This window comes from Ochrobactrum vermis, from assembly GCF_002975205.1.
In the GTDB taxonomy this organism is placed as follows: domain Bacteria; phylum Pseudomonadota; class Alphaproteobacteria; order Rhizobiales; family Rhizobiaceae; genus Brucella; species Brucella vermis.
The window spans coordinates 1,141,523-1,161,004 of sequence record NZ_PCOC01000002.1; the positions used below are offsets into that span (position 1 = coordinate 1,141,523).

Consider the following 19,482-nt stretch of genomic DNA (forward strand, 5'->3'; position numbering starts at 1 on the left):
AAAGCACATCTTGGCGCTCAGATTGTTTCGAAGTATATATCGAAATGGCTCAGGAATTTTTGGGGTGTGGGATGCGGGAAATTCTCGTTAAAATTATATCGCTGCTCGACGTGTCTGAAACAAAACCGTACGAAGCCGAAGGCTGGCAGCGAGCAAAGCTCCAATCTCCTTTTCGCAAAATGTCAGATGGAACGCGTAGCGATGGCTTTCATATCATTCTGAAGCGATGGAATGACGCGGCTAAAAAATGGGAAATGAAAGAAGTACCCGAAACTGAAGACGAATTTATGGGGCGTCAGTGGTAAGTGTCACATTCAGAATTTGCTGAATCTTTATTTCAACACCAAATACCGTTTCTCGAACTTCCTTAAGTACCCCATTAGTTTCAGCTGCCTCGAGCAATTTTTTGGCATAATGCTGAAGCACATTCACTCCCTCGTGGGGCGCGATCAATTTCTTTTCGATCATGACATCGAGCAAAACAAACGTTGTGCTGGATGCAGCGTGAAGAATTGTTTCTGCAAAGGTTGATGAATTATCCATAGCTTAATATTGCCTTCCACTCCAATGCGTCCAAGCCGCATTTCCAGATACGGTTGAAGAACCAGCATCCCCGCCACGCACGAATAGCTCATAATAAGCGCTGCCATCCGTTGTGTCGCGAACTGTCACACAGATCGATCGGGCCACGCCGTTTGCCCCTGATGAATTTAGGAGCGCACTCTTAAATTCTACGCCACTCTTGAAAATCGACACGCCAAGGATCTGGTCAGCCCCCGCAACTGACGAAAGAGTAACAGTTGCCGAAATCGCCACTTCTCCAGCGCGTGGATTCCATCGGTTGTTTGTTGTGTCGTAATCGCCGCCATAGGTAAACTGCAAAGCTGGCATTGTAAGCTTAACCCAATTGCCATTCGTAACGACTTGGTTGGCCCCATTTTTGTGCGCCGAAAACATAGACGCGGCATCAAGCCGACCGCCACTACGTTCCACCCCGTGAATATTCCCCGGAAAAACGTTTCGCGTGTCCAGATTTGCACGAATAACACCGTTGTAGTGAACCAGATAAGTGCGCCCGGTTGCAGGCCCTGAATACGCAACTCCGATAACGAAGAGAGAACTTGATGCAACGCCAGCAAACTGACCGTTGAAATTCGGGGTATTGAAAAGAGAAACTACCTGCCCCGCGATACGCATGAAAGCGCCTTCGGTGCAGTGATAATGGTTGAGTGCTCCGCCTGTGATGGAATAAGGCCCCGTGATTTCAAGGCCCGCACCATCCGTTGCCATCATGTGGTCAGTGACCGAAGCTCCCGGCGTTCCACATTGACCAAATTGGAGATTATCGCCAGAAATGAAGCTGCCAACGCCGCGAGCAAACATGCAGTAGTTATTTGCGTTCAGTGGGTCCAACTTCATCCAAGTCAGATGCACCCTGGCACCCGATAGAGATTGAAAACCGCCCGCGACATTTACATCAGTCAACGCCGCCCCAATGCCACGGAACACAACCGGCGTCGGATTCGCGCCTTGCCCGACCGGCTGGCCGACACAATAGACAGTTTCGGTATAGGTGCCATCGTAAATATTGACATAGGCGGTGAACCCATTCAGGTCGATATTTCCATAGACTTCCTGACGCGCACGGTTGATCGTCTTGAATGCGCGGTTCGAAGCATTCGACGAGCCGTCGTTGGTGTCGTTGCCATCTGGTCGAACATAATAATTTCGGTCGGACCACAGACGTTCACGTAGCTTCAGCTTCTTCTGGAAGGCGACTTCTTGCCCGGTTTTAAGCCGGGACGGCATAATATCTTCAAATTTATACCAAGTGCGTCCATCACCAGAGACGATAGTGTCACTCGAACCACTGTTCGTTGCGATATACAGCCCACCATCGCCATCGCCGGGAATGGTTCTGCCAAGCGTCAGAATGGAACTGAAACCGGGCTTTACCTGTGCGAAACCAACAGCGAGATTTGTTTCAAAAATATGCTCAGAGATTGGACCGCCTTGTCCTATGAGGGAGGCTAGAGCGGTATCGCCGTTTTGCCGGTCGATAATTTCTTGGTTTATACGGTTGTTTAGTGCTGCATCGCCAGCAATACGCGCCGTGATTTCGTCCTTCAAACCATTTGAAAATCCGTCTGCATCGCGCCGGACTTCCTGCATCTCAGCTTCAAGCCGGTTCAGGGAGTAATTATGATCAGGAATGCGGAGCGGAGCACCGCTCATATACTGGTCTGTACGGCGTGGGTTGCGCCTGCCTCGAACTGTTACAAATCCCGCAATGGCTACGTTCATCCGCACGACAGCGTTGGTTGAGATACCTTCGTTGAAGTCAGCGATGATTGTGAAGTCTGTCCGCAGTTCCCCATTCACCTCGACCTGAAGATCGGTTGCGGGAAACTCCCCGACGTTCTTTCCGAAGATCGGGTAGTTAACGGGGAAATCCGTTGTCGGAACAACTGGATTGTAAAAGGCTTCGCGAGTGGATGCTGTGATCGTAACCATGCCCGCGAATATTCACGGACATGGTAATATTAGCAAAGCACAGCCTAAGCCATTGCTTTAGCCCTAAGCGTTGTAGTGAAATGTCCGCCGGGGATTCGCCCGGAATATGGGCGTGTGATTGAAGAGGCGGGAATGAAAGAGAGTTTTTTAGAAGTTGATTTTGGCAGGTCTAACGGGTCTTTGAGTTATGACGCTCTTGAAAATGTGGTCAGTTTCCTGGATCAGGAAATGAAATTTCTTAACTGGTTAGGGTCTGCGCCGGTCCAAGGTAATATCGATGCTCCGTGGAGTCAAATTAACCATCAGTTCAATCAGATCAATAAATTCGTCAGACGGGATAATAGTGACGAACGAGAGCGTACGCAGTTAAAAACAGCATTAGAACAAGCTTTTCGTGGTGCTAAAATACCGCTTTCAACTTCTCCGGTAGGAAGTTTTATAAATGAACTGCGGACGGAATCGCCGATAGCAGCGGCTGCTGCATTGACTTCGTGGATGAATTTGCCGGGTCTGAACTGGTCAAATTATGAACACATCAAAGGAGCGATCCTAATGGTCGCCTTTGATGAAAAGATCACATCAAAAGCCCCTGCGGCAGTTCAAAAATCATTGGAGAAGCTTCACCAAAAGTTTGTCGACGCACGTGAAAATACGGAGAGCGAAACACAGGAGCAACGTCAGAAGTTTGACTCAGAAAGAGTAGCTGTGCGCAGCGCAACCGCCCTCACACTCCGTCAAGCTAGGCAACGTTCTTGGGTTGTCAGGAAGCGGACAGACATCAAAACGGAAGCTGCAATCAAGAGTATTCAGGAAACGGAAGCTCTATATCGAGAGCATATGCGTCTTAAGGCACCCGTAGAGTACTGGAAAAAGAAATCGAAAACTCATTTCGACAATGCAGCGTCGTACAGACGCGGATTGCTGTGGTTCTCTGTCCCGGCATCGCTTCTCCTTCTTGGTATCCTTTCGCTCATAGCGCGTCACGCAGTTCTGACTGCCACAGCCGATAAACCCGCAGCTGTATATTTAACGTTAGTAACAATGGGAATTGTGGCAACGACTATTGTTTTTTGGGCCGCAAGAATAATCATACGTTTGTTTCTAAGCGAGCATCACCTAGCAATTGATGCAGAGGAACGAGCCGTTATGACGGAAACATATCTTGCGCTGACCGCATCCAACGCAGCCACCGAAGAGGACAGGGCAATAATCCTAACGACTCTGTTCCGTCCTACAGCGGATGGTATTGTAAAAGATGACGCTGGACCGGATCTCAGCCCAGCTTCATTACTTTCCAGAATTGGAACACGGTAATAACAGAATGCGAGTTTTGGTGCATGGCTCGGGACAACGTCACCACGTGAACACCAGAACGTTTGATCGAGTCTTCTTTATCCATTTTTCGTATCCCGTGAAACCATCACTTTGATCCAGCAGTAATGCAACGCTATCGTCTGGCATGTGCGGCTGTGGCGCTTGGTGTGCAATTCGACTGGTTATCGCTAAGCGTGATCCCCACAGTACCGGTTGAGATCAAAATGATTGGGCATGTGACGCCATGAACATATTTGAAGGCTGGTCTGGTGATAGTCCTTGGTACGAGAATGGCGATTATGACGGCACACAATGCGAGCGCTGCAATCGTACTCGTGTAATGCTGTGCGATGCACCTGATGGAACGCAGCACCGTGTTTGCGAGAAATGCAGTTGGGATAATACCGCTCACGAGTTTGCCGCCGCTGTTGAATTCAGACCAGAGGGATCAGCACTGCAATGACAAACCTTAAGATCAGTCAAGTGAACGGTGTTACGAGATGCACGTTTGAGATCGAGGATAATGAGCTGCAACAACTCGAACGGCTGCAACTGAACCGTGCTGATGGTGATATCCCATATCTCTCGGCATTGAAGGCTGCATTGGTATTGGAAGCAATATTCCAACGCCTGCATAACGAGGCAATCGACAAAGCCTTAGACCAATAATCATCAATCAGAATAGAGGGGGAATGATGAATACGTTTGCTTTTGCATCAGTCGGATTGTGGGCCATATCAAGCGGGCTATGGGTTTGGGCGGCATGCGTGAAGCCGCCTATTTTACTACACCCCAAAGGCAACGACGGCGCAATTATTTTCGGTGATAAGCAGGGAGAGGGGAGCTTCTTTGGTGCTCAAATACCATCTTACTCCACTCAAATCGTCTACTACAAAAAGACGACCTTACGGAATACGTTGGCTGCTGGTGTGAGTGCTGCTGCATCCGCCGCGGCAGCTCTGGCAATCTGTTTCCCCGACATATGAAAGGCATGAAAAAGCCCCGGCAAACCGAGGCTGGCATCAGAATGCATAAAACAATGTAAGTGAATAGCTTACATTGCTATTTACATTTGTCAGCAAGTCGCTTACATTCATGGAGTTCTAAACAAAGAAGGAGAACCGCCATAACGATAAACAGAGGACTAAATGATCAAGTCATTCAAAAACAAAGACCTGTCCAAATTATTTGAGACAGGTGCATCAGGCAAAATTGGTAACCAATTTCACAAGCGTATTCTTGTGAGGCTTGATCGTCTGCAACAGGCTGACAGTTTGACAGAACTGGACTTGCCCGGGTTTCAATTCCACTCCCTCAATGGGTTTGACCCAACGAGGTACACCATTCACGTTAACGGTCCATGGTGTTTAACGTTCGAATTTGTTGATGGCAATGCCTATAACGTAGATTTCGAGCAGTATCATTAAAAATCGAGGTTGGCGGACACCTGCCAACCTCGGGCTACAAACCTCGCGGAAGCGAGATACACAAAGGAAGAAAGGTATAAGAATGTCTCATGATGTGAAGCGGCCACTGAAAAGGCGCCCGCTACATCCGGGTGCATTACTTGAGGATATCATTCCCGAAACGAATAAGACTAAAACCGAAATAGCTAATTTACTGGGTATTTCGCGGCAGCAGCTCCATGATATTATGACGGAGCGTAAGCCTGTGTCTGCTAATATAGCGGCACGTTTAGGCAAGTTATTTGGAGACGGTGCAGCGGTATGGCTTCGTATGCAGAGTGCTTATGATGCATGGAATGCGGAGAACACTATAGATCTTAGTGAAATTCCGACCATACGCGCCGCATAGGGAAACATCTGAAATCGCCACAAGCCCGCCAGTTAGTAAACTGGCGGGCTTTATGTTGTAATTCAGATCGATCGTTTACGAGGCCGACGCGGCAGATCGACGAGCACAATCCCTACACGAACACCGCCAAGCCACAACGGGAATGTCTCAGGTCCCATGCCACGACCCTGTGGTCGGCCATAGTTCTCCAGCTTGCTGGTATAACCTTTGATGCAGCGCCGGACCGCCTATCACAAGTAACGTCGTAAGCGTGTCGCCCATATAGCGACCTCCGGCTAGGAAACGAAGCGGTCATCCCAAACTAGAGTGAGCTATTCTCCACGAAGCACACTATATCAAGCACTTAGAAGCGTTTTAGTCAGACCGTTTTTAGCAACAGTGAGTTTACTGGCGGTTCCATAAAAGTCACCAAGCGCAATTAAGTCGTTAGTTTTGTAAACAACGTCGATCATCCGCATCAGGGCTAACCGATAAGATTCCACGGCACCTAGCTGTTCAGGGCTCGCCCAATTTTCTATAACTTTCAGGCGCGCTAACTGTTGGTTAAGGTTTTCGACCAACCTTGTTTTCGCCTCTTTATCCGCAATCTTTTGATCAAACATCTCAGTTGCAAATGCTGCTGCAAAAGTTTGAAAATCTACCATCGAGGATATCAAAAGTTGAACTTCTTGATACCTCTCTGTCTTTATCCGTTGCAGCTCTTGGCTTTGTTCGCTTTTGAGACGCTGACTGTCTGCAATAAAATAATTAGCATACGTTGTAATGCCAAGCATGCTTATCCCGCCAACAACCAAAATCCAGCGTGGCGTCTCCGACCGACGCCACCACGAAGGGGAAATTAACGGTATCTCTTTAATCACGCTTTAACCGATCCTGCTTCGGACTAGTCTTTTCGGTGACAACGACGCCGGAGCTTAAGCCCGTTCTTTTACGTTGCGCCTGTTCAATTTTACACAATTCTTGCCAACGCTGATAGCCCATCGCATCAATTTCATACGTGGCTTCTTCCGCAACTTCCGCGATGCATTGTTTCGACAAGGAACTTTGATCAACACTGTTTGTGATTACGATTTCGTCTGGCGGAAGTTTGGAACCTGCCTGTGCATTAACCGAGGCCATTGCTATCATCACCGCAGTCAATAATGGAATTATGTTTTTTGCATAGATGACGATATGCCCCGGCGAGTTGATCGCGATACGCTGATCCGGAATATCATCAGAGAAATCAATCTCAGAAACCACCTCAGATATCGGCTTGCTCGAAATATCTTTAATGTTTTCGTCATTCTTCGCTTCATGCAGTGCAGTAATATATAGAACTACCTGCTGAAATAAATAGTTGTCTAGGGCAGAAAACTCTTTTGAAGTTGTGGAGAATTTGCAGACAAATTCATCATTATAAAAATACCTTTCATACATCATGTCGAATATTGCAGGAAAGAAAGATTTCTCTATTTGACGAAGCGGGTTTGGACTTGGAATTTTTCTTTCCAGCCAAGTGGGAATAGAATTTCGTGGCTTCCTAGAAAGCCACTTGACTTTACGCGCTGGAATTTTGCTATCGCCGTAAACTGGCGTTTCAACCCAATCCAGCTCATCATCAATTATTTCCCCAAAAAGAACATCGCGCTGATGGTCGGAAGGTGGAACGATCACTATCGAACCAACAGGTAGCTCAAGAAATCCTCTGAGCACTCCGGCGAACTGTTTGCGCCGTGCGGTGGTGCGATAACCCTTTACTTCTTTTAAAACTCGTGTCGGTTCTGCATTTTCTTTTCCGGAACGATACCAATGTTTAATTCGCTCTGACAGAACTATCCCTCGAACGAGCTCGTGCTGATCTTTTAAAGCCTCTATTGGAAACGCAGGAAGGTCTAAGAAAATCGCTGATTGTTCTGCCATATCGTTGTAAAAACGATAGCCATCTCCTGGAAATAGGATGTAACAACGCTGGTCACCCGGAACAAATTTTGTGCGAAGATCAATTTGCAATTTGGTTGGCAACACGTTTCCCCATTTCGAATCTCAATGCCTGCGAATGGACACCGCAAACGCCGTGATCCGATAATCGGCAGACAAAAAAGGGGATTAATTATTGATAAAATTTGTCCCCCGCCGTTTCAACTTTTAAGCGTGAAATCGCGGATTCTGCAAGTAGGCAAAAAGTTTTGAGTAGGAAAAATACAGTGTGAGGGTGGACTAGATAAAAAGCGCGCCAATTTTTAACCCCCGGCCCTCGAAAATCACCGCCGACCAAAGGAAGGGGGTACGGGGCCTCAGCTTTCTGCAAGCGTTCCCTCAATCACTGGCGGTTGAGTGCCAGCATGATCATGTGCAGGCTTAACAAAGTCGGATAGATCGATGACATAACCCGGCGTCTCAATCCGGTTATTGATCATGATGTTCGTTGTCGATGGTGCGGCGAGATCATCCTGTACGAATGTCTTTGCAGCTTCGAGACGAACGCGCTGACCGGCTGCTGTCTTCTTCAGTCCGTCATCGTCTCGGATTGCGGCAATGGTGCGTATGGACGCGGGTTTCTCGCCATTACGAAGCAAGGCCATCTGCTGCTGATAATACGCCTGCACGGCTGGCTTATGCCATGCTGCACGCAATGCGCGATCAGTAAGCCCAGACGCTTCTGCTGCACTCGCAATGCTGACCGATGCATCCTTGTTATCTTCGAAGCCAAAGACGAACAACTCGACGGCCTTCTTCACTCGTGGCGTCAAGCCTGAACCTCGACCAGAGGGCTTGTTCTTCGCAAGCTTGGTGCGCCGGGCTGCTGTAAGGGCCTTCGGTGAAAGATCGTGTCTGGCGGCCATTTTATGCATTCCTTCAACAATGAAACGACAGGCTCATGAGCGTTCATTCCTGTCAGATAGCGAAAAACGTCACTGCTCTCTCTATCTGATGTTGCCCGAACGTTGCCCGGAAGCTTATGCGGAAGTCTGAATTCATACTCAAGTCATTGAATATAAACAATTTAGCATCGTAGGCCAACCGGTTTCCAACCAGATATCCCATTCTCTCACGAATATTACAGGCTCGCCATCGCTCGATCAAAGCACCACCTGTTGCTGTAAAGAGAACGAAATCCCCCTGTATATGGTATACTATTAGTGTATGACGTGATCACACCATAGAAATTGCGGTTTGATGCTTAATGGTATGATCTGGTCACACCAATGGTATGTCTGAATCACACGATGGGCCGATTTATGGCATGACGCTATCACACCAATGGTATGAGCTGGTCACGCCGCTGATTAAACTTTTGGCTTCCACCGCATGTATTCTTTGGTTGGTCCGGAAAGAACTCTAGTCGGATAGTCGACGGGGTATTCCGTCAGTATCCAAGTCGTTGCTCGACTGAACTCGGTCGGGTCTATGCGGGTTTTCCAATTGAACGAGCCCTTCTGGGAAACTTTTATAAAGCCGCGGTCCTGAAGCTCTAAGAAAGCTTTTTTAATGGGGCCGTCGCTACAACCGACAAGCGGCTGTGCATCCCTATGCGATAGTGGAATATTGCCATTGTTCGTGCCGTTATAAAGCCGCTTTAATTCGATATAAAGGCACCGAGCATAGACGTTTAATGAGCGATACGCGTCAGATTTGAGCATATGATCTTCTAAGCGAACATACCGTTCGAGTTTAATTGGGCCGTGCTGGTTCCTTTTTGTCAAAGTATGGCCCTGCTACATCCGCTGCACCGAAAAGGCCCGCTAGCTTCCGCGATTGATATGTTGATCGTCTTGCCATGGCCGCAAGCACATTTCAGATGCTTGTTTATCCTCGTGTCATGTTCCATTGCACTAGCAAGCTGCTCGCGAAGCTCCGCCTTTGATAGGCGGCGCTTCGGTGTAAACGGAGCCAGCCACCCGCCGCTGACGGCCTCATGGCCGTACTTGGACATCTGCTTCTGTCGGTTGAGTTTGGAAAAATCGCGCCTGGAACCAGTCATGCTGCTTCACCATCGCGGTTAGCAATACGCTGGCGAATCCACTCATCAATTTCAGATTCAACCCAAGCGATCTTGCGAAGACCGATTTGCACCGGTTTCGGAAATAGACCGAGGCGGATAAGCCGCCTGCGCTGGGTTTCGCCGAAGGGGACGCCTTTTTCTTTAAGGTCGGATGTAGAAAGAAGTCTCATTAATCGCCTCGATCACGTCGTGACGCCAAATACAACAACCCAACCATCTGCGAATTTAAGCCGCGGATAGTAAAAAACTAATGGGTGATGCCGTACTTGAAGCATCGGTTACGAACGTGTGGGATCGATAGCGAATTCCTTAAAGGTGAATCGTTAGAACAATATGGCTCTTTATTGCGCGTTAATCAACCTTGAGCCGTATTAAGGTTTATGATGTTATCCGGTGCCGGTGAGGTGATTTCGCGCAAGCGGGCTGCCCATAGTTCCAACGCATGTCGTTTTTCAGTTTCATAAGCATGCTGATCATAAACGGCGTGCAAGCCTTTTTGGGTGTGAGCTATCACAAGCTCAGCAACGGTCGACGAGATAGGAAGCGCGGACATCCTTGTCCGAACCGTTCTCCGAATGTCATGAATAACGAATGGATCAAAATCCACCTCGTCGGCCTCGTCCCCTTGCTTGCGGGCCAGCGCGCGAAGGATGCGCAACATCTCTTTGTCCAAGCGCACTTTGGCTTTGGAAAAACCGTTGACTGGCTTCTTTCCCTCGGTTGTCGAGAATATGTGCTTACCCTGAATAAATGGATTCACGGCATCGAGAACAGAAATGGCACTGTCTGTGAGCGGCACCGAGTGAGCATTCTCAGCTTTCATTCGGGCTGGTGGGATCGTCCACAGCTTCGCTTTTCTGTCGAATTCGCTTTTGACTGCATCAGCAACTTCCGATTTTCGTTGTCCGGTCAACAGCAGCAGTTGAAATAATGGGCCATATGGATAACCTAAACGCTTTGTAGCTCGCCAATACGCGAACAGTTCAGCGTCATTCAGAACCCTTTTTCGTGATGCCTTTTTCCCAATGACAGCGTTAGGGCGCATACGATCACACGGCGATATCTCGATGCCATAGACACCCCGACTGATAACCCAGTTGAAAAATGTGCGGGCATGACCAAGAAGATTGAATGCCTGATACTTTGCACCCCGTGCGACGGCATCATCAAGAATTATAAGAATGTCGGCCTTGCAAATCTCATCAATTGGCTTGTCTCTCAATCCTTTTCTCAGAACTGTTTTGCCGTCACGTTGAACCGGTTTGTCATCTAGAAACTCTCCTTTGAGATCACGGGCGACCTCTAATCCTTTACGCTGGATAGGGTTGTTTTCGTCAGCTCCGACAACTGATAATCTCAGATAGTCTTCAACAATCCGGCCAAACGTGCGGCCACGCCGCAAAACCTCAGCATCCTTCGTGTCATTGGCAGCGGATCGAGGGTCTATGCCGCGACGCACAAGCTCGTGCCATTCTCTCGCAGTATTGCGCGCTTGTTCCAGAGTTAGCCGCCCATACTCACCTATGGCTCGCCTAGTGGGGTTATTGCTGCCCGGAAACCTTGCGACCAGCACAAACGTCTTGGTTCCCTTGTCCGTAACTCGGACTGCTAAACCGGGAACTATGCCGTCTTGAATGTCATATCGAGTACCAGCTGGAGCAGGTTTAAGCGCATGCATGCGACGATCAGTTAAATTTTCGCGAGCCATGCAAATCCTCCACGGGGGCAACATCGGGGCAACATATTTGTTTGTATTATAGCGCGGCTTAAAGAGGCTTAACACCGCTTATTTGAAATTATATTCAATAAAACAAGGGGATGAAAACGCATAGCGCGGCGAATGGAGGTATAGTGAAATCTATGTGAACCGGCTGTTAACCGGTTGGTCGCTGGTTCGAATCCGGCCCGGGGAGCCACTTCAATCTTGAAGTTGCTTATTTCACAATGTTTTGAACGTCTGAAGTTTTCCACGATACGCAACACGGTACGTGGAAAAATTCAGTGTCTTCGCCTTGCAGTACGAGAGCAGTCCGTCTGTTGTCGCTTTTTAGCGGGGAATAATACGTCCGATTTTCTGCGGCCTGTGACGACCGAACGAAATGAACGGTTTTGTTGGGCTGCTGACATAGACGCAAACCGCTACGCGCCCGGAGCCATTGAAATCACACTAAACATTTTATCGTTGAAGCTAGGCACCAGTCCCAGACGTGTTTCTTTTGTAATGGTTCTTTATGTCGGGTGCATATCGATTCCTGCCATCCATATTGAACTAAATCATTCTTCGCGCGTTGGTTAGCTAACTGTTAACCATGATTGGAGAATGGCAATGCCTTGGTATTTTCGTCTCGAATCCGGCTTCGCCGCTATTTTTGTGATCGCGGTTTGCGCTCACGTGCTTGTTCAGCTGATCCGATAGTTGAGCGGAGCATTTTCCGATAAGGTTACGGCGTGGGCGATCGAAGATAGCTGATCGTGCAAATTGCCGGTAACTTCTGTGGGAATCGAGCAGCCGATACTGCGGTAGTGAGATCGCTTAATGCTGCAAATGTTTATCGCGAGGATGGCGGAGGAGAACCGTGTCGGACTCGTGTTAACATTCTGATTGTTTTTCTTAATTTTAGTTGGCGGCATGTTTCTGGCAGTTATTCTCGCAGCACCTCATAACTGCGGGATTAGGTCACATAACCGTAAATATATTGCGGTTTGAGAAGCTTATGATTCATTGCCTCCAATGATTACGGGCGGTGATGGCGCGCTTCGATCTGACAGAATGTGAAAAGCCATTCGGTATTCCTCAGATCTTCTAAGAAACCACCAGAGGCCAGATGGGGGCTTGGAAATGCAGCGCAAGGAACATTTTTGCTCCGAATTCAGTTGAATCTTTTATCAGTCCAACTGTTGGAGTAGGGAAATGAAACGGGCCATAGTTGTCATGATGCTACTATTAATCTCTTCGAGCATGATTTTCGCACAGGAATCGGGAATGCCAACGCAATCAGGTACGCAAGAACCAGAAGTACCGGGCGACCCGCCACCTGCGCCCGGGCAGCCGCCTTCCGACCCAGATAGTGTTTACGTTCCTCAAAAATCCGGGTCCCAGAAACAGGACCGGCTTCAAATGCCTGAAAAGGATAAATGTGCGCCGGGGCAGGATGCAAAGGAATGTGTTGAACAGCAACGCGATCGCAAATGACGTTTTCTTTTTGCATTCCGACCCTACTGAAGCGCTGCATGTGCTGCATGTGTTGTATAGCGGACAGCGTGTTTCTTCGTGTCGGCGGATGTTAAATCCCACACTAAAGCGGTGAAATCCGATAAAATGACGCTACCATGGTAGCAGGTGGGGGCTTACCGAGACACATCTTCTCTTTGGCTGGGGCTCTGTGTATTCAGGCAGGCGGGCCTTTTGGGGAGGTCGAATAAGATGCCTGGTTCACGCGATGCAATCTATCCGACGTTTCGACGCCATCCAGACAACAAGTCTTCGCCGGTTGTCTGTGCTAGCGACAAATGCAGAATTGTTTCCGGACAGTTTCATAACCGTAAGTGCTCATTCCGCGCAGTGTAGGCATTGCAACTAGAGTTACGATGCGTCTTTCACAGTAATGGCAGGTATGATATTGATTTTATTTGGGATTTTTGGAGGCCTCGCCCGGAATCGAACCGGGGTGCAAGGATTTGCAGTCCTCTGCGTAACCACTCCGCCACGAGGCCTTCCGTAAAGCTGTTGCCAAATCAGTTGGCAGCGCCTTGGTCCGTTCCAATATTGATACAGACCGGTCTCGTCAAGCTGTTAGAGGCAAAAGTAGAAAATTTCTACAGAGGTTTCTACTCGCCGTGAAACCTCAAGACTGTTCGTCTTGATCCGGCGGCATTTGCGGGCGTGCAAGATTGCCCTTGGAGAAAGTATAGCCGGTTTCGACAACGCTAGATCCAAATTTGTTTCGCAAGCGGTCAACGGCGTTTTCGGCGACGGCGCGTTTGGTAGCTTGAGTGTCTACTAGGTCGGGCGGATCTGCGCGATCACTTGAGGAAAGTTCACTAACCCCAATCCCAAGCAAACGAAATCGCGTTCCATCCAGTTCTTTCTCAAGAAGCTGTAACCCATGACGGAAGATTCTGTCGGCAAGCTGGGTTGGATCTGAAAGCTGGCGATTGCGCGTGCGTAACTTGAAATCGTGGGTCTTCAGTTTCAAAACGACCGTTCGTCCGGCTATTTCCCCCGCTTTCAGTCGCCGGGAAACCTTTTCGGCAAGCGCGCGTAAAACCGGGACGAGATCGCTGGCGTCCGACAGATCGTTGTTGAAGGTCGTTTCGGCTGAAACACTTTTCATGTCATGGTCCGGCTCGACCTTGCGGCTGTCCTGTCCTCGGGACAAACGATAAAGACGCTGGCCCATAGTGCCATAGGCTTTCATGAGCGCTCCTTCCTCCATCGTCTGCAGCTGGCCAATTGAACGAATGCCGTCGCTTTCCAATTTGGCTGCAAAGGCTTTGCCGACGCCCCAGATTGTGCTGACAGGTCTGTCCCGCAGAAAAGCCAGTGCTTCCGCCTCACCGATAACGGAAAACCCCCGCGGCTTTTCGATGTCTGATGCAACCTTGGCCAGAAATTTGCAGTAGGATAGCCCAATCGAAGCAGAAATCCCGATTTCATCCTCTACGCGTTTGGCAAAGCGGGCGAGAACAATAGCAGGCGGCGCCTTATGCAGGCGCTCAGTACCACTCAAGTCCAGAAACGCTTCATCAATGGATAGAGGCTCCACAAGGGGCGTGAGGTCACGCATCATCTGTCGGATTTCGCGACCGACGCGGACATATTTTTCCATGTTCGGCTTGACGACGACAGCGTCTGGACAAGCTTCCAGTGCCTTGAACATTGGCATTGCTGATCGTACGCCATGAATGCGGGCGAGATAGCAGGCGGTTGACACGACGCCGCGTTTTCCGCCGCCAATGATGAGCGGCTTGTCCCGCAGTTGCGGATTGTCCCGCTTTTCAACAGAGGCGTAAAACGCGTCGCAATCAACATGCGCCAAGGTGAGCTTATAGAGCTCTTTATGGCGTAGAAGGCGGGGACTGCCACATGCATGGCATCGCCTGATCGTGTCCGATTTTTGCGGCGAAAGACAATCGCGGCATACACCTTTTTCCGGATTGTTTGGGGCAGTGGTGTCAGCCATGTGGACAAACCGTCTGATGAACATAAAAGGAACATCGTTTTATAGCATCGAAAGGCCGGAGCGCCACCGGGATATATGATGCTGGTTGGTCTTACACTTGACATTGCCGGGAATATCACCAAGTTTAGCGTCATGAACAACCGTTTTGCATCCATACTCCATCGGGTTTATCCGATCACGGGATAGCTACCCTCGAGTTCTGCCTAGCGCAGGGGAACTCCGGGGGACGGTACGCCGCTTGTTCGACAGCGGATTTCAAATAAGCGCTTTCACCAAAATCAATCTGAACAGCTTCGTGCCGAAAAACAGCACGCAGACTTATTACCTTTCAACAGCAGTGAGCACTCGCCATGAGCGGAAAGAATCGCAAGAAGCCCAATATCGTCGTCAGCGAAATCGACTATGAACGCCTGATGGGGCTGGCCACCAATGTTTCCGAACGTCTCGAGGAGATTGCCGAGGAACTGATGGTCGAACTCGACCGCGCGAAAGTGGTGCCCGCGAAGCGTTTGCCGCAGAACGTGATTCATATGGGCTCTACCGTGGAGTTTCGCTCCAATGATGGACATGAGCGCCGGGTGACGCTGGTATATCCGGGCGAGGCGGATATTGCGCAAGGCAAGATTTCGATTCTCACGCCCATCGGAACTGCGTTGATCGGCCTTGCGCCTGGCCAGTCAATTTCCTGGACCGCACGCGATGGCAAGCAGCATGAGCTGAACGTGTTATCGGTTTCAGATGAAGCTGAGGCTGCTGCGGCAAATCCTGCCGCTGAATAGTCAATAAAAAGCCCGGCAAGCCGGGCTTTTCAACATAACGATTGGGGCATTGAGCTAAAGGTGCCGGTTTACCCCGCCGGGCAGGTATGTCAGTGCTTTCTCGATTGTTACCGGGTCACGCCCCGCGTCTTCGCAGTAGCGCAGCAATGTCGGCTCATGCGCCAGAAAAAACTGCAATACACCGGCAAGAAAGCCTGGCTCTAGCGCTGCCTGTCGGATTGACGTGGCCTCTATGCCTGTCAGTGCTAGAAAGCGAGGCAGCAGGTCCTTGTCCTGCGCCAGCCAACCTAACGCTTCAATAGCGATCGCTTCAGCATCCGCTTGGCTCATCGGCGCCTTCATGTGGTTTCTCCGCTTCCTTCATAGCTTCGCCGAATGTGTAACGGTCGACTTGTCGAGGAACAACGGAATTATTTGCCTTTCATCAATGAAATGAGGTTAAACTATTCGCAGTCTAAAAAGTGGGGACTTTCTGGCAGACAAGAAAATCGAGAAAATGCCGGGTTGCTACAGGGAATAAGACCAAGGAATTTTCGATGCCGAAAAGCGTAATGATCGTCGAAGACAACGAACTCAATATGAAGTTGTTTCGCGATCTTATCGAAGCCAGCGGATATGAGACGATCAGGACGAGAAACGGGCTTGAGGCGCTGGATCTTGCGCGGGAACATCGGCCTGACCTGATTCTTATGGACATACAGCTACCCGAGGTGTCGGGGCTGGAAGTTACCAAATGGCTGAAGGACGACGACGAATTACGGCATATTCCAGTCATTGCCGTGACGGCGTTTGCAATGAAGGGCGACGAGGAACGCATTCGGCAGGGAGGCTGTGAAGCCTATATATCAAAGCCGATATCTGTTCCCCGCTTCATAGAAACAATTAAATCCTATCTGGGCGACGCTTAGCGGAAATAGGGCGAGGGGCATCATGACTGCACGAATTCTCGTCGTTGACGATGTGGATTCCAATGTAAAACTCCTCGAGGCTCGGCTGCTATCTGAATATTATGAGGTTGTTACGGCTTATAATGGACCTGAGGCCATAGAAATTTGCCTTGGCGGGCAGATTGACGTTGTGCTCCTCGACATATTAATGCCGGATATGGACGGTTTTGAAGTGTGTCGTCGTTTGAAGGATGATCCACGCACGTCCAATATTCCGGTCGTTATGGTCACTTCACTCGATGGTTCCGAGGATAAGATTCGCGGTCTTGAAGCCGGAGCTGACGACTTTCTGTCAAAGCCCGTCAGCGATCTCCAGCTTCTGTCGCGCGTGAAGAGCCTGGCGCGGCTGAAATTGGTTTCTGACGAGCTGTTTCAACGGACTGGTACAATTGCTGATGCCGAGGTGGAAACACTGCTGGCAAGCAAGATGGGCGGCAACTATGCCGATGAGGACGAGGTGGCGCGTATTCTCATCGTTGATGAGGACGAACTGGCGGCTGCACGCCTAAGGCTCATTCTTGGCGAGAACTATCGTGTCGACGTGGCCAGCGATGCCAACACGGCATTAATCCGGGCGATAGATACTGATTACGACAGCATCGTCGTTTCGGCCAATTTCACTTACTACGATCCGCTTCGTCTTTGTTCGCAGCTACGAACCATAGAACGCACGAGGCTGGTGCCGATCATTCTCGTCGTTCGGGAGGATGAGGGAGCACTTGTGGTGCGTGCGCTGGAGCTGGGCGTGAACGACTATCTGATGCGTCCGCTTGAGAAGCTGGAGCTCTTCGCCCGTCTGCGGACCCAGATCAAACGGAAGTGCTATAACGATCTATTGCGGCAGAGCCTCAATCGCACAATCGCCATGGCGGTGACGGATAGTCTCACAGGGCTGCACAACCGCCGTTATCTCGATACGCACATGCCTGTCCTGCTGACGCGCGCCGTGGGGCGTGAGCGTCCATTGTCAGTCATTATGCTCGACTTCGATCACTTCAAACGGATCAATGACCAATATGGGCACGATGCCGGTGACGATGTCCTTCGTGAGTTTGCAGCGCGTCTGCGCAAGAATATTCGCGGAATGGATCTCATGTGTCGCTACGGCGGAGAGGAATTCGTCGTAGTTCTGCCGGACAGTGATGTGGAAGCCGCGAAGGCTGTTGCAGAGCGCATCCGGATTGCTGTGTCGGGCACGCCCTTTGTTGTCGCCAACGGCAAGCACAAGGTCAATCTGACCATCAGCATGGGGGTCGCTGGACTGAGGTTGATGGGAGATAGCGCCGACGCTCTTTTCTCGAGGACAGATGCAGCGCTTTATCAGGCAAAGAAAGGCGGCCGCAACCGCATCGTCTCATCAGCTGCCTGAAGGCTGAACGACGGTCGGAAAACAAAAAAACCGTCTCGAAAGAGACGGTTTTTTATTTCAATCGTCTTGTCGATGACGATCGGAAGCGAATTACTTGATTTTCGTTTCCTTGAAATCGACGTGTTTGCGCGCAATTGGGTCGTACTTGGTCTTTGTCATCTTTTCCGTCATCGTGCGGCTGTTCTTCTTCGTTACGTAGAAGAAGCCGGTGTCAGCGGTCGACAAAAGCTTGATCTTGATCGTCGTAGCCTTGGCCATATCGAATTACCTGCTCTGTATCTTTGCCGGAGCATGATCTTGCCGAAAATCGGTTCCCAACTCTCGGGATCATGCTCAATGGATGGAAACCTCCAGCGATTCCGGTAATCTCATCCGGCAGCGGAAATTTGGCGCGACACTACGTATTGGCGGCGAAAAGTCAAGCCTGCTTCTTCCGCAAAAGCAGTCTTCCTGCTGCAAAGAGTGCATATGCCGCAAAAAACACACCGAGAGTCATAGGGAATCCTTTCGGCCCCAGCATGTCCATGCCGACGCCGACGGCCTGAGGTCCGGCAAGCATGCCGATGGCGTAGCAGAACACAAAGGCGGCATTGGCAGATGCAAGCTCACGGCCAGTCAGTTCCGATCCCAGATGCGCAAGGCCGATCGTGTAGAGGCCTGCGACCACGCCACCCCATAGAAACAGGATGCCGGCCATGAGATACCAATGCTGCATGAGGTAGGGCAGGGCGATCATGCCAATGAGGCCGGTAGTGGCACAGATGAGCAGGAGCTTGCGGCGATCAGAAATGCGGTCGCTGATAATGCCCAATGGAATCTGCATCAGCACATTACCGAGACCGATCATTGTAAGCAGCAGGGCCGCATCGGCCTCTGGATAACCGATGCGGGCGCCGAAGACGGGAAAGAGGGCAAAGCCTCCAGTTTCAACCGCGCCAAAAACAAAGACTGCCATCGTCGCAGTCGGAACGGCAAAGATAAAGGGCAGGAAGGGAACGTGTTCGCCTTCTTCAAAGTCCGGGCTGTCTCGCCATGCGAATGCAACCGGGATGAGGGCGATTAGGATAATGACGAAGCCAACATAGAAAGGCAGGCCGCCGGTGCTCCCAATCTTCGAGAACAGCCACGGTCCAAGCGCAAAGCCAAGTGAAAGGGATGTGGAGTAGATTCCGAGTACTAGCCCGCGTTTTTCAGGCGGTGCGGAAGCGTTTATCCAGTACTCGGACAGCACAAAGAGCACTGTCAGCGCGAAGTGGAGCACGATGCGCAGCGCAAACCACGCCCATAGCGGTTGAAAGAAGTGGAAACCCAGAAAGGCCGCACTCCCGATGAGGAGCATGAGAAAGATCGCCTTGACCACACCCAGTCGTGCAGCGATGGGGGCTGCAAGAGGAGCAGCAACGATGGAAGCCAGACCTGCAACGGCAGTGTTGGCGCCGATCAGACTTGCGGAATGACCGCGACCTTCCAGTAGAACGCTCAAAAGCGGAATGCCTAGGCCGATTGCTGCTCCTACTGCGCTGATCGTGGCTATGGCTGCAGCAAGCGAGCGCCAATGCATCTGGCCCTGTGCAGG

The 19,482-nt window shown here is 50.2% G+C and carries 21 protein-coding genes and 1 tRNA gene; 10 read left to right on the top strand and 12 right to left on the bottom strand.

Going from position 1 to position 19,482, the window contains the following annotated elements; genetic code table 11:
* The first annotated feature begins 44 nt into the window (after positions 1–44).
* The gene (locus tag CQZ93_RS19635) at positions 45–305 is read left to right on the top strand and encodes a hypothetical protein (RefSeq protein ID WP_105544242.1); all 261 of its coding nucleotides are present in this window, start codon (positions 45–47) and stop codon (positions 303–305) included.
* Here the strand turns inward: CQZ93_RS19635 and CQZ93_RS19640 are convergent.
* Both CQZ93_RS19640 and CQZ93_RS19645 read right to left on the bottom strand, forming a co-directional pair.
* A complete protein-coding gene (locus tag CQZ93_RS19640) occupies positions 286–543 on the bottom strand; it encodes a hypothetical protein (RefSeq protein WP_105544243.1) in 258 nt (85 codons plus the stop codon). The two genes, CQZ93_RS19635 and CQZ93_RS19640, sit on opposite strands and share 20 nt — an antisense overlap.
* Positions 544–546: 3 nt before the next feature.
* On the bottom strand, positions 547–2,514 hold the full coding sequence (locus CQZ93_RS19645) for a hypothetical protein (RefSeq protein ID WP_105544244.1): 1,968 nt from the start codon (positions 2,512–2,514) through the stop codon (positions 547–549).
* Between the two features lie 132 nt (positions 2,515–2,646).
* Between CQZ93_RS19645 and CQZ93_RS19650 the strand changes: the two genes are divergently transcribed.
* The 5 genes from CQZ93_RS19650 (at position 2,647) to CQZ93_RS19670 (ending at position 5,643) form a co-directional block, all read left to right on the top strand.
* On the top strand, positions 2,647–3,828 hold the full coding sequence (locus tag CQZ93_RS19650; protein WP_105544245.1) for a DUF6161 domain-containing protein: 1,182 nt from the start codon (positions 2,647–2,649) through the stop codon (positions 3,826–3,828).
* Between the two features lie 459 nt (positions 3,829–4,287).
* Positions 4,288–4,497 (top strand): hypothetical protein, encoded by a 210-nt coding sequence (locus CQZ93_RS19655; protein WP_105544246.1) that lies wholly within the window; start codon positions 4,288–4,290, stop codon positions 4,495–4,497.
* 23 nt (positions 4,498–4,520) lie between these two features.
* A complete protein-coding gene (locus CQZ93_RS19660; RefSeq protein ID WP_105544247.1) occupies positions 4,521–4,814 on the top strand; it encodes a hypothetical protein in 294 nt (97 codons plus the stop codon).
* A 162-nt stretch (positions 4,815–4,976) separates the two neighbouring features.
* Complete coding sequence (locus CQZ93_RS19665; protein WP_105544248.1) at positions 4,977–5,255, top strand: type II toxin-antitoxin system RelE/ParE family toxin; 279 nt, start codon at positions 4,977–4,979, stop codon at positions 5,253–5,255.
* An 82-nt stretch (positions 5,256–5,337) separates the two neighbouring features.
* The gene (locus tag CQZ93_RS19670; RefSeq protein ID WP_105544249.1) at positions 5,338–5,643 is read left to right on the top strand and encodes a HigA family addiction module antitoxin; all 306 of its coding nucleotides are present in this window, start codon (positions 5,338–5,340) and stop codon (positions 5,641–5,643) included.
* A 335-nt stretch (positions 5,644–5,978) separates the two neighbouring features.
* On the opposite strand, the gene CQZ93_RS19680 is transcribed toward CQZ93_RS19670, so the two are convergent.
* The 5 genes from CQZ93_RS19680 to CQZ93_RS19710 form a co-directional block, all read right to left on the bottom strand.
* The gene (locus CQZ93_RS19680; protein ID WP_105544250.1) at positions 5,979–6,416 is read right to left on the bottom strand and encodes a hypothetical protein; all 438 of its coding nucleotides are present in this window, start codon (positions 6,414–6,416) and stop codon (positions 5,979–5,981) included.
* A gap of 79 nt (positions 6,417–6,495) precedes the next feature.
* Complete coding sequence (locus CQZ93_RS19685) at positions 6,496–7,647, bottom strand: hypothetical protein (protein ID WP_146114474.1); 1,152 nt, start codon at positions 7,645–7,647, stop codon at positions 6,496–6,498.
* Positions 7,648–7,919: 272 nt separating this feature from the next.
* Positions 7,920–8,468 carry a hypothetical protein gene (locus CQZ93_RS19690; protein ID WP_105544252.1) on the bottom strand — a complete coding sequence of 183 codons (549 nt, stop codon included), beginning with the start codon at positions 8,466–8,468 and terminating at the stop codon, positions 7,920–7,922.
* A gap of 1,135 nt (positions 8,469–9,603) precedes the next feature.
* A complete protein-coding gene (locus tag CQZ93_RS19705; RefSeq protein WP_105544255.1) occupies positions 9,604–9,798 on the bottom strand; it encodes a helix-turn-helix transcriptional regulator in 195 nt (64 codons plus the stop codon).
* A 185-nt stretch (positions 9,799–9,983) separates the two neighbouring features.
* Positions 9,984–11,336 (bottom strand): tyrosine-type recombinase/integrase, encoded by a 1,353-nt coding sequence (locus CQZ93_RS19710; RefSeq protein ID WP_181153438.1) that lies wholly within the window; start codon positions 11,334–11,336, stop codon positions 9,984–9,986.
* Between the two features lie 1,203 nt (positions 11,337–12,539).
* Here CQZ93_RS19710 and CQZ93_RS19715 point away from each other — a divergent pair.
* Positions 12,540–12,821: a hypothetical protein gene (locus tag CQZ93_RS19715; RefSeq protein WP_105544257.1), complete on the top strand. Its 282-nt coding sequence runs from the start codon at positions 12,540–12,542 to the stop codon at positions 12,819–12,821.
* 447 nt (positions 12,822–13,268) lie between these two features.
* Here the strand turns inward: CQZ93_RS19715 and CQZ93_RS19720 are convergent.
* A tRNA-Cys gene (locus CQZ93_RS19720) sits at positions 13,269–13,342 on the bottom strand.
* 131 nt (positions 13,343–13,473) lie between these two features.
* Positions 13,474–14,811 carry a DNA polymerase IV gene (locus CQZ93_RS19725; protein WP_105544258.1) on the bottom strand — a complete coding sequence of 446 codons (1,338 nt, stop codon included), beginning with the start codon at positions 14,809–14,811 and terminating at the stop codon, positions 13,474–13,476.
* Between the two features lie 350 nt (positions 14,812–15,161).
* On the opposite strand from CQZ93_RS19725, the gene rnk reads away from it, so the two are divergent.
* Positions 15,162–15,590, top strand: coding sequence for a nucleoside diphosphate kinase regulator (gene rnk, locus CQZ93_RS19730; protein ID WP_105544259.1), 429 nt, complete (start codon positions 15,162–15,164; stop codon positions 15,588–15,590).
* Between the two features lie 54 nt (positions 15,591–15,644).
* On the opposite strand, the gene CQZ93_RS19735 is transcribed toward rnk, so the two are convergent.
* A complete protein-coding gene (locus CQZ93_RS19735) occupies positions 15,645–15,932 on the bottom strand; it encodes a DUF3572 domain-containing protein (protein ID WP_105544260.1) in 288 nt (95 codons plus the stop codon).
* Between the two features lie 194 nt (positions 15,933–16,126).
* Here CQZ93_RS19735 and CQZ93_RS19740 point away from each other — a divergent pair, with 194 nt between their 5' ends.
* The gene (locus CQZ93_RS19740; protein WP_010658876.1) at positions 16,127–16,498 is read left to right on the top strand and encodes a response regulator; all 372 of its coding nucleotides are present in this window, start codon (positions 16,127–16,129) and stop codon (positions 16,496–16,498) included.
* A 22-nt stretch (positions 16,499–16,520) separates the two neighbouring features.
* Positions 16,521–17,906 (top strand): PleD family two-component system response regulator, encoded by a 1,386-nt coding sequence (locus CQZ93_RS19745; RefSeq protein WP_105544261.1) that lies wholly within the window; start codon positions 16,521–16,523, stop codon positions 17,904–17,906.
* A gap of 90 nt (positions 17,907–17,996) precedes the next feature.
* On the opposite strand, the gene rpmG is transcribed toward CQZ93_RS19745, so the two are convergent.
* Positions 17,997–18,164: a 50S ribosomal protein L33 gene (rpmG, locus tag CQZ93_RS19750; RefSeq protein ID WP_007878621.1), complete on the bottom strand. Its 168-nt coding sequence runs from the start codon at positions 18,162–18,164 to the stop codon at positions 17,997–17,999.
* A 160-nt stretch (positions 18,165–18,324) separates the two neighbouring features.
* Positions 18,325–19,467, bottom strand: coding sequence for an MFS transporter (locus tag CQZ93_RS19755; RefSeq protein WP_105545231.1), 1,143 nt, complete (start codon positions 19,465–19,467; stop codon positions 18,325–18,327).
* Positions 19,468–19,482 lie beyond the last annotated feature (15 nt).

Bases quoted from the DNA above. Each gene is read 5' to 3' on its own strand.
- CQZ93_RS19635 (WP_105544242.1), top strand. From the start codon at position 45: ATGGCTCAGGAATTTTTGGGGTGTGGGATGCGGGAAATTCTCGTTAAA.
- CQZ93_RS19640 (WP_105544243.1), bottom strand. From the start codon at position 543: ATGGATAATTCATCAACCTTTGCAGAAACAATTCTTCACGCTGCATCC.
- CQZ93_RS19645 (WP_105544244.1), bottom strand. From the start codon at position 2,514: ATGGTTACGATCACAGCATCCACTCGCGAAGCCTTTTACAATCCAGTT.
- CQZ93_RS19650 (WP_105544245.1), top strand. From the start codon at position 2,647: ATGAAAGAGAGTTTTTTAGAAGTTGATTTTGGCAGGTCTAACGGGTCT.
- CQZ93_RS19655 (WP_105544246.1), top strand. From the start codon at position 4,288: ATGACAAACCTTAAGATCAGTCAAGTGAACGGTGTTACGAGATGCACG.
- CQZ93_RS19660 (WP_105544247.1), top strand. From the start codon at position 4,521: ATGATGAATACGTTTGCTTTTGCATCAGTCGGATTGTGGGCCATATCA.
- CQZ93_RS19665 (WP_105544248.1), top strand. From the start codon at position 4,977: ATGATCAAGTCATTCAAAAACAAAGACCTGTCCAAATTATTTGAGACA.
- CQZ93_RS19670 (WP_105544249.1), top strand. From the start codon at position 5,338: ATGTCTCATGATGTGAAGCGGCCACTGAAAAGGCGCCCGCTACATCCG.
- CQZ93_RS19680 (WP_105544250.1), bottom strand. From the start codon at position 6,416: ATGCTTGGCATTACAACGTATGCTAATTATTTTATTGCAGACAGTCAG.
- CQZ93_RS19690 (WP_105544252.1), bottom strand. From the start codon at position 8,468: ATGGCCGCCAGACACGATCTTTCACCGAAGGCCCTTACAGCAGCCCGG.
- CQZ93_RS19705 (WP_105544255.1), bottom strand. From the start codon at position 9,798: ATGAGACTTCTTTCTACATCCGACCTTAAAGAAAAAGGCGTCCCCTTC.
- CQZ93_RS19710 (WP_181153438.1), bottom strand. From the start codon at position 11,336: ATGGCTCGCGAAAATTTAACTGATCGTCGCATGCATGCGCTTAAACCT.
- CQZ93_RS19715 (WP_105544257.1), top strand. From the start codon at position 12,540: ATGAAACGGGCCATAGTTGTCATGATGCTACTATTAATCTCTTCGAGC.
- CQZ93_RS19725 (WP_105544258.1), bottom strand. From the start codon at position 14,811: ATGGCTGACACCACTGCCCCAAACAATCCGGAAAAAGGTGTATGCCGC.
- rnk (WP_105544259.1), top strand. From the start codon at position 15,162: ATGAGCGGAAAGAATCGCAAGAAGCCCAATATCGTCGTCAGCGAAATC.
- CQZ93_RS19735 (WP_105544260.1), bottom strand. From the start codon at position 15,932: ATGAAGGCGCCGATGAGCCAAGCGGATGCTGAAGCGATCGCTATTGAA.
- CQZ93_RS19740 (WP_010658876.1), top strand. From the start codon at position 16,127: ATGCCGAAAAGCGTAATGATCGTCGAAGACAACGAACTCAATATGAAG.
- CQZ93_RS19745 (WP_105544261.1), top strand. From the start codon at position 16,521: ATGACTGCACGAATTCTCGTCGTTGACGATGTGGATTCCAATGTAAAA.
- rpmG (WP_007878621.1), bottom strand. From the start codon at position 18,164: ATGGCCAAGGCTACGACGATCAAGATCAAGCTTTTGTCGACCGCTGAC.
- CQZ93_RS19755 (WP_105545231.1), bottom strand. From the start codon at position 19,467: ATGCATTGGCGCTCGCTTGCTGCAGCCATAGCCACGATCAGCGCAGTA.